Consider the following 13403-nt stretch of genomic DNA (forward strand, 5'->3'; position numbering starts at 1 on the left):
CTAGATCACGCTTAACTAAGTCACGCTTAACTAAGTAACGCCGCTAGATCGCAGATATCGTTATTTAGCGGCGCGGGTAATCGTCCAGCAGCGTGCGGAGAACATCAACGGGTGTTGCATCGCTGACGCAGGCATCGCCCAGGGCGTTAAGCAGCACCAGGCGCAGTCGGGTATCGATATTCTTCTTATCCAGCCGCATACGGGTTAAAAAGTCATCGCTGGACATATTCGCCGGCGCCGCTAACGGTAGCTCTGCGCTCTCAATCACCGCCAAACTACGTGCTAGCGCTGCATCGGTGATCCAGCCTAAGCGTCGGGAAAGCGTCGCTGCCATGGCCATACCCGCGCCTACGGCTTCGCCGTGTAGCCAGTTGCCGTAGCCCTGGTGCGCCTCAATGGCGTGACCAAAGGTGTGCCCCAGGTTAAGCAGCGCACGTACGCCCTGCTCGGTTTCATCTTCGGCAACGATATCCGCTTTGATTTGGCAACTGCGCGCAATGGCTTCTGCGACTACCTCAGGTTCCACGCTGAGCAGCTCGGCCATATTGGCTTCCAGCCAGCTTAAAAACACTTCGTCACGAATCAAGCCGTACTTGATGATCTCGGCAAGCCCGGCGGAGAGCTCGCGACGGGGCAGGCTCTTAAGCGTATCAATATCCACCAGTACAGCTTTGGGCTGCCAGAAAGCGCCAATCATGTTTTTACCCAGTGGATGGTTAACGCCGGTTTTCCCCCCTACCGACGAATCCACCTGGGAAAGCAGCGTGGTGGGCACCTGGATAAACGCCACACCGCGCTGGTAGGAAGCGGCGGCATAGCCGACCATATCGCCAATCACCCCGCCGCCTAAGGCGATCAGCGTGCAGCGGCGGTTAAACCCGGCCTCTAGCAGCGCGTCCCAAATACGGCTGACCAGCTCGATGGTTTTATACTGCTCGCCATCGGGGAGCACCACCGTGCGCACCTCGAGATGATCCGGCAAGCTAGCGCATAGCTTTTCCAGGTAGAGCGGCGCGATGGTCTCGTTGGTCACCACCATCACTTGTTGTCCGGCCAAGTACGGGGTCAGTACATCGGCCTGGCCAATCAGTCCGGTGCCAATACGAATCGGGTAGCTGCGCTCGTCTAAAGCAACATGAAGGGTGTGTTGCGCGCTGGCTGTCGAGATCATTGCGATACCTTATGGTTAAGCGTTCCAGCCGACGGTGATGAGGGCTCGAGTGGGTCCACCAGCCGATGCACCCGGCGTAGGATCTCATTGACCACCGCTCGCGGACTGCGCCGGTCGGTGCGCACGGCAATATCCGAGGTGGCGCGATAGAGCGGATCGCGCTGGGCAAACATATCGTTAAGCACCTGTTCGCGGTTGGCGCACTGCAATAGTGGCCGGTTACGATCTTTCGCTGTCCGCTTAAGCTGCTGGTCAACGGTGGTCAACAGGTACACCACCGTGCCGCGCTCGCGCAGGGCGCGGCGATTCTCTTCGCGCAGCACCGCGCCGCCGCCAGTGGCAACCACCACCGGAGAGAGCTGGGTTAACTCATCTATCATATGAATTTCCCGCAGCCGAAAGCCCTGTTCGCCCTCGACATCAAAAATCCACGGGATATCTGCCCCGCAGCGGTCTTGGATGGCGTGGTCACTGTCGTAAAACGGACGCGCAAGCTCAGCCGCCAACAGGCGGCCAATGGTGCTTTTGCCAGCCCCCATGGGGCCTATGAGAAATAAATTGGGTAAATCCTGCATCAGCGAACCGTTAAGCCATCGTCTAGGAGTCGTGGAGTAATAAAGACTAACAACTCTACCTTTTCATTGCTCTCTTCGGTATAGCGAAACAGCCTACCAAGCAAAGGAATATCCCCCAAAAGCGGTGTTTTGGCGATTTGGCGCAGCTCTTCGGTGGTCAAAATTCCGCCTAACACCACCGTTTGGCCGTTATCTACCAGCACTTGGGTCTCAATTGTATTGGTATCAATCGGCGGTTCACCGCCAAACTCCGATTCCCGGAAACTGTCATTTTTAATCACCAGATCCATAATAATACGGTTATCCGGGGTAATCTGCGGGGTCACTTCCAACGAAAGTACGGCCTCTTTGAACTCGGTATCCGGATTATCGTTGCCATCGACACTCTGGAAGGCGCGTTCTTCACCCTGGCTAATTTTGGCGGTACGCTGGTTGGCGGTAATAATGCGTGGCTGTGAAATGGTCTGGCTTTTGCCTTCGCTTTCCAGCGCGCGCAGCTCTAAATCCAACAGGATATCGCCGGATAAATAGCCGAAACTAAAGCCAGTGCCTGGCCCTGTGGCAGCGCCTAGATCCACAGCCAAGCCCCCCCGGGCACGGTTAATGCCATCCGGGTTGATATCGCGTCGACCGAAGGCGCCGTTATCCTCCTCTTGAAAGCCTCGGGTGCTCGACATACCCCAGTTAATCCCCAGTTCACGGGAAGCGGTGTCTCGGGCGATAACAATACGCGCCTCTATTTGCACTTGGCGGACGGCGACGTCCAAGCGGTCGATGGTGCGCACAATATCGCGCACTTGGTCGGCGGTATCCTGCACCAGCAGCGTATTGGTGCGGTTATCAGTGCTGACGCGCCCCCGCTCGGTGAGCAGCCCAAAACCGTCACTGTCGCCTCCGCGCAGTAGCAGAGCTAAATCCTCGGCACGGGCATACTTAATCTCGATAAACTCGGTGACTAGCGGTGAGAGCGTTTCACGCTGGTTGCGCGCCTCTAGCTCCTGGCGTTCAAAATCAGCTAGCTCGCTGGCAGGCGCCACGACAATCACATTGCCCTGCTCGCGACTCGATAACTGCTGGCTTTGCAGAATCAGTGCCAGCGCCTGATCCCAGGGCACATCGTTTAAGTTGAGCGTCACACGCCCAGTTACGCTATCGCTGGCGACTAAGTTTAGCCCAGTGAATTCGGCCAGCGTGGCCAGTACAGAGCGCACTTCGATATCCTGAAAGTTAAGGCTCAAGCGCTCGCCGTTGAAGCGTTCACCTGTCGCCTGGGAGGGTTGTGACTCCTGGCTGGCAGGCTGGACTTCAACTGTCAGCGTGCGGCCACTTTGCGAGGAGATCATCGCATAAGCGCCCTGCGTGGCGATCGCTAACTGGGTGGCGCCCTGGCTGGCGCGGGGCGTAATCCGGGTGATTGGAGTCGCAAAGTCGGTGACATCGTAGACCTGGTTAAGCGAGTCAGGAATCGCCACATCGCGCAGATCTACCATCACTTGATCGGGGCCGCCTTCTCGTACGTTTGCCTCAACGCCATCGCGATCAAAGGTGACCATCAGCCGTCCGGCACCGTCTGCGCCGCGTCGGAAGTCAATATTTTCAATTTGCGGCCCTTCGTCGGTTTCAAGCCCCGCTGAAGCGATACCGGGCGATGGCGTAGAAGAGCGGCTAGCGGCGGCATCAAAGCTAATACGCAGACGATCATCCAGCACGCTAGACGTAAACGCTTGCGACTCGCTGAGATTGACCACCAAGCGCGTGCGCCCATTGCCCTCCAGAGCGGTAATCTGCTCGATACCATGACGATTAACGTTGATGCGCCGACCAGCGAGACCACTCTGGGTTGCTGCCAAATCCAGCGTCACTCGGGGCGGGGAGTCCAGGCGGTAGCTGCGTAGCTCCGGCACGCCGCCGGTGAAACGCAGATTCAGATGGGCGCCACCGTTTTCGGTGGGCTGGACTTCAATATCGGTCAACACCGAAGCGGCGGCCAATGAGGGCAATAGTGAAAAAAGTGCGGCCATGGCCATGTAGAGAGTGATTCGCCAAGCTGTAACTGCCATGAGCTATTATCCGCTTACTCGTTGTTTTCGTTGATGACTAGCGACACATGCCGCTCTTGCCACCCTTCACGCTGGGTGAACACCCGCTCGGTAACGCGTATTTCTTGCGCATTGATCTGGGCGATACGTCCATAGTCAGTGCCCATATAGTTGCCCTCTTTCACGCTTGTCACGTTGCCATCCGGTGATGCAATCAATGCCACTTGTCGCCCTCCCATACGCATCGTACCGACCAATCGCAGTTCTTGCAGTGAGAAGCGCTCCAGCGGCTCTTGTGTGCGCTGCTGGTCAGGTGCAAGAGCACCCTCATTACGATCGGCTCCGCCCGGGGCAATCGCGTCGGGGGGCAAGAAGGGGCTACGCCCATCGCTATACAAGTAGGATAAATCTTGGCTTTCGGGCAGCGCGACAGCCATAACCGGCGGCTGCCCGCCTGGGGACCGACGAATATCAGCCAGCGTGCCTTCAAGCTGCGCTAAATCAGCGTCCGCGCAGCCCACAAGCATCGCCATTGAAGCCGCCAGAGTGACAGCTGAGATTGCCCTTACCGCAAGCGGCATTGTTTGTTTAGCGCTCATCGCGAATCTGCCCCCTCGGAGGAGGGTTGGTCGCTCGCCTCCACATAACGGTAGGTGCGGGCTAACAGCGAAAGACGCAGCGTGTCGCCGCGACTGTCCACGGGCTCCAGGCTAAAGTCGTGCTGGGTCACCATGCGGGGCAGAGACGCAATGTCGGCACTAAAACGCGCCAATTGGTGATAGCCGCCCCGCACCTGGATATCCAGCGGTTGCTCGACATAGTGGGTCTGGGTTTGCGTTGGACGCAGCCGAATCGTTTCAATGGTCAGGCGGTTATCGACGGCGGCATCGCTAATGCTATCCAGCAGCGAGGGAATTTCCGCATCGGTAGGGAGCATGGTACGCAAGCGCCCCATCTGCCCTTCCAGAGTCGCCAACTGCTCACGCATTTCCGGCAAGAATGCCGCTTGCGAGGCTTTACTGCGGTATTCGCTCAATAGCCTGACTTCTTGGCGCTGGGCGGCCATAAAGGCCTCGCGCTGTTCACTCACCACGAACCACATCATCACACACAATGCCGCCAGCATTGCCAAGCAGCAGCTCAACACTTTTAACAGCCAAGGCCAGCCGCCCGCCTCTTTAACGTCTAGTTCCCGCCAGTCGACATCCCGCAGGCGCTGCCACTCGATAGCCCACTGTTCGCGGTTAAGCGTCATGGAAGCGCCTCCTCGACGCCTTGCGGTAGCGCCGCGGCGGTTTGCTCCACATCAAAACGAAATACGCGGCCTGAGCCGTTTTGCTCACTCTCTACCGCCGAGAGCGAAGGCACAGCTAACCCCGGCAGAGCGGCAATACGGCGCAGTTGCTCGGAAACCTGGCGCTCACTGCCTGCCACCGCAGTTACGCTGACGTTATTAGCGTTTTTCGCTAAGCGTTGATAAATGACGCCATTGGCCACGCTCTCCGCCACGTCATTAAAGAGCTGCACGGCATCCGTTCGTTCGGACTGCAGCGCCTGAAAAACCGCGAGCTGTTCACCTAAACGTTCGGCATCGCTTGCATAGCGTGATACGCCGTCGATATCGGCATTAAGACGCTCAATGTGGTCACTAATGTAGGTATTACGCTGCTGCTGGGCCGCCAGCTTGAGCTGGTAAAAATGCGAGATCAGCAGGCCAAGGACAACGCCCAGCACCAGCATGCCCGCCACCACGGCGTAGAATTTGCGAGTTCGACGTTCACGTTGCGCTTCCCGCCAGGGCAGTAGGTTAATCGTCATACTCATCGGCTAACCCTCATTGACTCACCCTCATGGCCAAGCCACCCGCGGTTAGCATCGCCGGAGCATCGTTGGTTAACGCCTGAAGATTTAAGCGTTTATTCACCCGCATACGCTGGAAGGGGTTGGCAATGGTCACCGACATACCGCTATCTTCAGCAATACGCTCGGCAAGCCCTGGAATCACACTCGAACCGCCCGCTAATACGATATGTTTCACCTCTTGCTGACGCCCGGCGGTGTAGTAGAGCTGCAGGGAGCGCCCCACCTGCTGCACCACGGTTTCCAGAAAAGGGTTGAGTACACGCTCATGGTAATCATCGGGTAGCCCGCCGCGCTTTTTAGCGAAACCCGCTTCCTCCATACTCAAGTCGTAGCGGTCGCGAATCGCATCGGTGAGCTGGCGGCCGCCAAACACCGTGTCGCGGGTATAGACGATATGCCCTCCACGGACGACGTGGAAGGCATTCATATTGGCACCAATATCCACCAGCCCAACGCAGGCGGTGGGATCATTCTCCACCTTTAGCTGGCGGCGCAATTCGGCAAGCGAACGCTCCATGGCAAAGGTTTCCACGTCCACTGCCGCAGGTTCTAAGCCAGCCCGCTCTAGCGTGTCGGTGAGCTGCGTCACATCCTGCTGCCGGCAGGCAACCAGCACCACCTGCTGCTGCTCATCGTCAAAGGGCGCGGGGCCAAGGCACTCAAAGTCAAACGCCACTTCATTGAACGGAAACGGAATATGGCGGTCGGATTCTGCCACGATGCGCTCTTCGATCTCCTCTTCACTTAACCCGATAGGGAAGCTCAGCGTTTTGGTGATCGCGGCGCTGGCGGGAACAGCCACCGCCGCTTTGCGGGTAGAGGGTTTGGCATGTTCCACGGCACGGCTAAGTACACTGGCGACGTCATCAATATCGCGGATACGCCGTTCGACGACCGCCCCTTCTCGCAGAGGCCGCACGGCATAGCTTTCTACTTGGTAATTATCGTGGCACTGTTTAAGCTCAAGCAGCTTGACGGTCGCCGAGGTAATATCGACGCCGATCAACCCTTTACCAGATTTTAGAAAGCGCATATTGGGGTTCGGCTCCGCCTGCTTGTCGCCCGTTTGTCACATGTCGTTTGAGGTTACATGATTTTTAGTTGTGTCACACGCGAACCCTCTTACAGCATATCAACACTGGTGGCCGCCGCCTCAGGTTCCTATAATGGCTGCCAATTGCATGATACGGCCATATAGATGCCGATCTTTTCATTCTTCCCAGGGTGCTCTTCGTACATGACGTTTCTTCGAACCCTTATTGTGTCGCTGTTTTTCCTCATTGTGTCGTTGGTTGGTGCCACCGGCCTAGCCGTGGTGGGGGCCGCCATTTACTTTGCGCCGGGGCTGCCCGACGTTCGTCAACTACAGGACTTTGAGCTACACACTCCGCTGCGGATTTTTACCCAAGACGGTAAATTGATTGGTGAGTTCGGCGAAGAGCGCCGTATGGCGATCAATTATGATGAAATACCGCAGGATATGATCAATGCCTTGATCGCTGCCGAAGATGCCAGCTATTTCGACCACGCTGGTGTTGACCCGCGCGGCTTAGCCCGGGCCGCGGTGGAGCTTGTGCAGAGTGGCGGCACCATCCAGTCCGGTGGTTCGACCATCACCATGCAGGTTGCGCGTAATTATATGTTGACGCTCGACCAGACCTTTACGCGTAAAATTCGCGAGATCCTGCTGGCGCTGCAAATGGAGAAGGTGCTCAATAAAGAGGAGATCTTTGAGCTTTACGTGAATAAGATCTTCCTGGGCAATCGCGCCTACGGCATCGCTGCTGCTGCAGAAACCTATTACGACAAGCCGCTCGCTGAGCTTAGCCTGGCGCAAACGGCCATGATAGCTGGTCTGCCCAAGGCACCTTCCGCCTTTAATCCGCTAGCTAACTCTGAGCGTTCGCTGATTCGACGCAACTGGATTCTTTTCCGCATGCGCGAACTGGGCTATATCGACGATGAGACCTACCAAGTAGCGGTTCAGGATCCTGTCACGGCCCGTCGTCACTATACCCAAGCTGAAGTTGAGGCCGCCTATGTCTCTGAGATGGCGCGTCAGTATGCGATAGAGCGCTTTGGCGATGAGGCGTACACCGGCGGCTATCGGATTTACACCACTATTAATAGCGAGCTGCAGCCCTTTGCTCGCCAAGCACTGGCCAATGGACTGACTGCTTACGACCTTCGCCATGGTTGGCGCGGTCCAGAGCAGCGTGAGATTGCCGCAAGCCTTGTCGAAGCACAGGAGCAAACGGCAACCCAAGGCCTCGAAGAGGAACTTGCCGAATCTCCCGAGATTCGTGAGACTGCACGCCAAGCCGCCCAGCGTAGCCAAACGGAAGTTGAAGGGATCGATGGCGACGTCAGCAACTGGGTTCAGGTGCTTGAGCGCACGCCCAACTATGGTCTGCTCCAGCCCGCCATTGTGGTAGAGAGCAGCGGCCGCGAAATGCAGGTGCTAACCCGCAGCAGTGGGCTAAAAACCATCGCCTGGGAAGGCTTGAGCTGGGCACGCCCTTACCTGAGCCCGCGTAGCCGCGGTGCCGAGCCCAGTTCGGCGGAGGAAATTGCAGTACGCGGCGATATGGTTCGCGTGATTGAGAGTGAAGACGGCTCACTACGCCTCTCTCAACGGCCAGATGCTGAAGGCTCGCTGGTCGCTCAAGACCCGCAGACCGGCGCTATTCTGGCACTCCAGGGCGGTTTCGACTTTAACGCCAGCAAGTTCAACCGCGCGGTTCAGGCACAGCGCCAGTCAGGCTCTATCTTCAAGCCGTTTATTTATTTAGCGGCCCTTGAAGATGGGGAGATGAACGCCGCCAGCGTCGTTAACGATTCGCCCGTGGTGCTCGACGATGGCAGCAACGCCTTGTGGCGGCCGGTCAACTCTAGCCGCGATTTCCAAGGCCCAATGCGCTTACGCCCAGCCCTCGCCCGTTCGCGCAACCTGGTTACTATCCGTGTACTGCAGACCATGGGGCTGGATCACACCATAAATTACCTGGAAGGCTTCGGCTTCTCTTCAGAGCGGCTGCCCCATGGGTTGTCGCTGGCGCTCGGCAGCGCCAGCTTAACGCCTATGGAGATGACCAACGCCTACGCGGTACTCGCCAATGGCGGCTTTCAGGTATCACCTTGGTTTATTGAGCGGGTAACCCGTAACGATGATAATGAAGTGATCGATGAAGCCACGCCACAGGTTGCCTGCCCTAGCTGTGCCGAAGGTCAGGAAACGGTGGAAATCGATGGCCGCGAATACCCAATCGCCCAACGAGTGGCCGACCCAGCGGCTGTTTATATCCTGCGCGATATGCTGCGTGACGTTGTCACCTCGGGCACTGGCCGAGGTGCGCTAAGCCTTAACCGTGAAGATATCGTCGGCAAGACCGGTACCACGAATAGCCAGCGGGACGCTTGGTTTGCGGGCTTTAACAGCAATCTAGTCACTACGGTATGGGTCGGTAAGGACAGCAACGAAACCATTTCTGAATATGGGGCTCAGGCCGCGCTTCCTATTTGGGTAGAGTTCATGGGTGATGCCTTGGAAGGTACGCCGAATGCGGTACCAGATCGCCCCGCGACGATTGTCACCGCACGTGTGGACCCGGACTCAGGCCAACGCTTAGCGGACGGCCAGTCCGGCGGTATTAGCGAGCTGTTCCATCAAGATCACTTACCGGATTACCAGCAGCGCCGCATCAGCCGCGAACTGGAAGAAGCCAGTGGCTCTCAGGGTTCTGGCACGGCTGAGTCGATCTTCTAACCCAGCCAATCCCGTAGCCCACCAAGAAAAAGGTCCACCTAGCAAAAGGTCCACCAAGCAAAAGGCCCGGAGATTATCTCTCCGGGCCTTTTCTGTTAGTGCAGGTTCGCCTAACGATTAACCACTAACGGGTGTCGCAGGCGCTTCGCGCTTGCTGGCCAGCCAGTTAGCGCCAATGGCGACGATCATGACCACCACACCGGCGATCTCGGTCATCAGATTGGGATAGAACACCCCAAAAATCGCGGCGGTAATCGCGATGCGAGGTAGCCACGACATTTTGGTAAACAGATAGCCCTCTAACGCCGCTGCAAAGGCACCTAACGCCAGAATGGCAATCACCCCGTTCCAGATAACCACCGGCACTGGGCCGCCAATGATGATCTCGGGATTGAAGACCATAAACAGCGGTATCAGGTAGAGGCCTTTAGCAAATTTCCACGCCTGGAAACTGGTTTCCATCGGTTTACTGCCGGCAATCGCCGCCCCGGCAAAGCCTGCCAGGGCGATGGGCGGCGTCACGTTGGAGTCTTGGGAGTACCAGAAAACCACCAAGTGGGCGACCAACAGCGGCACACCAAACTCGGCTGTCAATGCAGGTCCGACGAGTACAATGAGTACGATATAGCTGGCGGTGACGGGAAGCCCCATGCCCAGCACCAGGCTTGCCAACAGCACCATCACCAGCGCCAACACCAGGTTGCCACCAGAGAAAGCCAGCATCATGGAAGAGAACTTAAGCCCTAAACCGGTCAACCCGACCACACCAACAATAATCCCGGCCACCGCACAGGCCATGGAAACGGCTACCGCATTGCGAGCGCCTAACTCCAACCCCTCGATTAGCTTGGCAAAGCCTGCGCACACCACGTCTTTAACGGCCGTTGCGGTCACTGGCTGTCCCTGCCTGGGCGCCACAAAGAAGAACCACAGCACGTAACGCAATACAGCCACTGCCAGAATAGTGACTACTGCGTAGTAGCCAACCCGCATCGGCGACATACTCATCGCCAACAGCCACACCAGTACGGCCAGCGGCAGCAGGAAGTGCCAACCATCCTTCATGACCTGGCGCATCTGCGGCAACTCGTCTTTGGGCAGCCCCTGCATGCCTTGCTTAAGGGCAATGATATGGACGAACAGATAGACCGTGGCGAAATACATAATCGCCGGCAGGATGCTGACTTTGACGATATCCAGGTACGGCGTATTGGTATACTCAGCGATCAAGAACGCCCCGGCGCCCATCAGTGGCGGCATAATTTGCCCCCCGGTCGAGGCCGCCGCTTCGATTCCCCCCGCCTGCTTAGGCTTATAGCCCAGCTTTTTCATCAGCGGGATGGTAAACGCACCGGTGGTGACCACATTGGCAATCGCGCTGCCAGAAATCGAGCCCATGCCCGCTGACGCTAATACCGCCGCCTTGGCTGGCCCGCCGCGCTGGCGGCCAGTCGCCGCATAAGCCATATCAATAAAGAATTTGCCCGCCCCGGTACATTCCAAAAAGGCGCCGAACAGAACAAAAATAAAGATATAGGTCGCTGCGACACCCAGCGGCAAACCAAAGATGCCCTCTTGACCCAGGTAAAGCTGACCAGCAACCCGGTCAATGGAGTAGCCGCGGTGCTCCAAAATGCCCGGCATCCACTCCCCCAGCCACGGCAGCTCGCCCCGCGGCCCGGCAAAGGCGTAGACAATCGCCAGCAGGCCAATCAAGGTCATACCAAAACCTACCGCACGCCGGCTGGCTTCCAGTACCGTCACGGTGGCAATGCAGGCAACCAGAATATCGGTGTCACTCCAGAACCCCGCACGGCTGAAAATCTCATCCAAGTTGAGCACTAAGTAGCCACCGGTCAGCACCGCACCGGCAAAAAACACCAGATCAAGCCCCCAGCCCAATACACCACGTTTGCGGGTGGGGCCGAAGGCTGGGAACATTAAAAACGCCAGCACCATGATCAGTGCCAGGTGAATACTACGCTGATAAAAAAGCCCTAAGGGCTGAATACCGGCAGAATAAAGCTGAAATAGGGAAAGACCCACCGCCACAATGGTGATCGACAACAGCACCATTCGGGGTTGAATCGCATTACCGCCCGGCACCACACTCGACGGTTGCTTGGATTCGCTCATGAAGTCCTCGGAAGCGTTAGCTAATGTCGTTTTTATTCACGCGGGGATGCGTGAGGGGCTATCAGTTGAATGGTCACGCGTTGCCCAGCGGCGTGCTCACTTAGGCTCACCGAAGCATGCTCACCGTCTGGCCAAACCACGCGATGATTGACAGCAGGTGAACCGACCCTCAACACATAACGGTTATTTGCTACAGGCTCGTTAATCGCATTAATCCAGTAGCCGCCCTCACCATCAGAGACCTGCTTGCCGCGGCCAAAGATATGCCCAAGCCCTGCGGCGAAGTCGGGTTGGTGGCTACGCTCCAATTGCATCACGCCAGCTACGTTACGATAGCAGTCCAACACCGTGAAGTGCTCAACGGAGTGCTGCCACCGAATACACCAACGACCGTCGGCAGGGACTGCCTCATCCACCAGCGTATCGCCTTGTTCGGTCACCACGACTAAGCGCATAAACGCCGACGCCGAAGCGGGGGAAGCCCCCACTTCGGCGAACGGACAACATGCAATCAGTAGCGCCACCAGTCGTTGCTGCCACTGCATGGCGATGTCCTTATGGCAATGTTCTTATGGCAACGTTCTTATGGCAACGTTCTTATGACAACGCTCTTATAACAGTGTCACTGAACGGTTAAGGACGCAGACGATCCGGAATTTCAGCACCGACTTCTTCGAAGTAGCGCAACGCGCCAGGGTGTAGCGGCACCGGAGTAGAGTCCATGGTGAACTTCACGGTGGTGTCGTTAGCCGCTGGGTGAACGGCAATCAGCTCGTCGGTGTTTTCGAACAGCAACTGGGTCAACTGGTAAGCAAGCTCTTCGTCCATATCAGAGTTAACGACGAGAACATTGGGAATACCGAGGGTCTGTACGGCTTCGTCCATACCTTCATACATACCGGCGGCAAGCTCGTAGGGTGCGAAAACTTCTTCTTCTGCCCGAGCATTGGCCACTTCTTCATCGGACAGGCCAATCAGGCGAATATCCCGTGTAGCGGCCAGGTTGAGAATCGAGCTGGTCGGCGGCCCCACGCTCCAGAAACCGGCGTCGATATCGCCGTCGCGAATCGCATCGGCGGTTTCGTTGAAGTTAAGGCGCTGGGGAGTGAAGTCGTCATAGCTAACCCCATTGGCTTCAAGCAGAGCACGGGCATTCAGCTCAGTGCCGCTACCCGGTGCACCGACGGAAACGCGCTTGCCCGCTAGATCAGCAATCGACTCAATATCCGACTCGGCCAGCGTTACCAGCTGTACCGCGTTGGGATAAACCGAGGCTAGCGCGCGGATGTTTTCAACCTGACGGCCTTCAAAATCATCTGTGCCGGTATAGGCTTGATAGACCGTATCGGCCAGTGCCAGAGCAAGATCCGCGTCGCCGCGCATGATCAGCCCCATGTTTTCAACCGAAGCACCGGTGACTTCAGCAGTCGCCTGGGCGCCTTCAATATGGTTGTTGATCATTTCGGCAAAACCACCACCGATTGGATAGTAAACACCGCCCGTACCACCGGTGGCGATAGAGAGTTGCTGGGCGCTTGCTGGGAGCGCGACCGCGAGCATAGATGCGGCAGCTGCTGCGTATTGTAGAGAGCGTAGAGTTCGCATGAGCGTTTCCTCCGTCCTGCTTGGACTTATAGGTATGGTTGACGATAAAGGAAGTGTTGTACCCCCAGCTTCTGCTCGCCATCAACAGGCAACCAGAAGCGGTGCAAGAGAAGTTAGCACGGCTAATGCGTTAGATGCTAATAGGGCGTTATCAGCGCAGCGGCCCCTCCGCGTGTTCAACAATGTCGGCATAACAGGTAAGGCCGAGTTAGCTTCCTAGGCGGTTTAAAATAACGAAATACTGCATA

The 13403-nt window shown here is 57.0% G+C and carries 11 protein-coding genes; 1 reads left to right on the forward strand and 10 read right to left on the reverse strand.

The window, feature by feature from the left end:
• Nucleotides 1-64 precede the first annotated feature (64 nt).
• The 7 genes from aroB to pilM are packed head-to-tail and all read right to left on the reverse strand — an operon-like array spanning nt 65 to nt 6681.
• A complete protein-coding gene (gene aroB, locus KUC_RS02520) occupies nt 65-1171 on the reverse strand; it encodes a 3-dehydroquinate synthase (protein ID WP_007111515.1) in 1107 nt (368 codons plus the stop codon).
• The gene (gene aroK, locus KUC_RS02525) at nt 1168-1746 is read right to left on the reverse strand and encodes a shikimate kinase AroK (RefSeq protein ID WP_007111516.1); all 579 of its coding nucleotides are present in this window, start codon (nt 1744-1746) and stop codon (nt 1168-1170) included. The genes aroB and aroK overlap by 4 nt, the downstream gene beginning before the upstream one ends.
• Complete coding sequence (locus KUC_RS02530; RefSeq protein ID WP_040479312.1) at nt 1746-3806, reverse strand: type IV pilus secretin PilQ; 2061 nt, start codon at nt 3804-3806, stop codon at nt 1746-1748. The genes aroK and KUC_RS02530 overlap by 1 nt, the downstream gene beginning before the upstream one ends.
• Before the next feature lie 14 nt (nt 3807-3820).
• Complete coding sequence (locus tag KUC_RS02535; RefSeq protein WP_007111518.1) at nt 3821-4384, reverse strand: pilus assembly protein PilP; 564 nt, start codon at nt 4382-4384, stop codon at nt 3821-3823.
• Nucleotides 4381-5040 carry a type IV pilus inner membrane component PilO gene (locus tag KUC_RS02540; protein WP_007111519.1) on the reverse strand — a complete coding sequence of 220 codons (660 nt, stop codon included), beginning with the start codon at nt 5038-5040 and terminating at the stop codon, nt 4381-4383. The genes KUC_RS02535 and KUC_RS02540 overlap by 4 nt, the downstream gene beginning before the upstream one ends.
• Nucleotides 5037-5609 (reverse strand): PilN domain-containing protein, encoded by a 573-nt coding sequence (locus KUC_RS02545; RefSeq protein WP_007111520.1) that lies wholly within the window; start codon nt 5607-5609, stop codon nt 5037-5039. The genes KUC_RS02540 and KUC_RS02545 overlap by 4 nt, the downstream gene beginning before the upstream one ends.
• Nucleotides 5610-5619: 10 nt before the next feature.
• Entirely contained in the window at nt 5620-6681 is a 1062-nt protein-coding gene (gene pilM, locus KUC_RS02550; protein ID WP_007111521.1) for a type IV pilus assembly protein PilM, read from the reverse strand.
• A gap of 204 nt (nt 6682-6885) precedes the next feature.
• Here pilM and KUC_RS02555 point away from each other — a divergent pair, with 204 nt between their 5' ends.
• Nucleotides 6886-9414 (forward strand): penicillin-binding protein 1A, encoded by a 2529-nt coding sequence (locus KUC_RS02555; protein WP_040479315.1) that lies wholly within the window; start codon nt 6886-6888, stop codon nt 9412-9414.
• A gap of 117 nt (nt 9415-9531) precedes the next feature.
• Here KUC_RS02555 and KUC_RS02560 read toward each other — a convergent pair whose 3' ends face one another.
• The 3 genes from KUC_RS02560 to KUC_RS02570 all read right to left on the reverse strand — a co-directional run bounded on the left by KUC_RS02560 (nt 9532) and on the right by KUC_RS02570 (nt 13155).
• Nucleotides 9532-11550, reverse strand: a complete 2019-nt coding sequence (locus KUC_RS02560) for a TRAP transporter permease (protein ID WP_007111523.1) — start codon at nt 11548-11550, stop codon at nt 9532-9534.
• 32 nt (nt 11551-11582) lie between these two features.
• Complete coding sequence (locus KUC_RS02565; RefSeq protein WP_007111524.1) at nt 11583-12095, reverse strand: DUF1850 domain-containing protein; 513 nt, start codon at nt 12093-12095, stop codon at nt 11583-11585.
• A gap of 88 nt (nt 12096-12183) precedes the next feature.
• Nucleotides 12184-13155, reverse strand: a complete 972-nt coding sequence (locus KUC_RS02570; RefSeq protein WP_040479318.1) for a TAXI family TRAP transporter solute-binding subunit — start codon at nt 13153-13155, stop codon at nt 12184-12186.
• Nucleotides 13156-13403 lie beyond the last annotated feature (248 nt).

The organism is Vreelandella boliviensis LC1 (genome assembly GCF_000236035.1).
GTDB lineage: Bacteria > Pseudomonadota > Gammaproteobacteria > Pseudomonadales > Halomonadaceae > Vreelandella > Vreelandella boliviensis.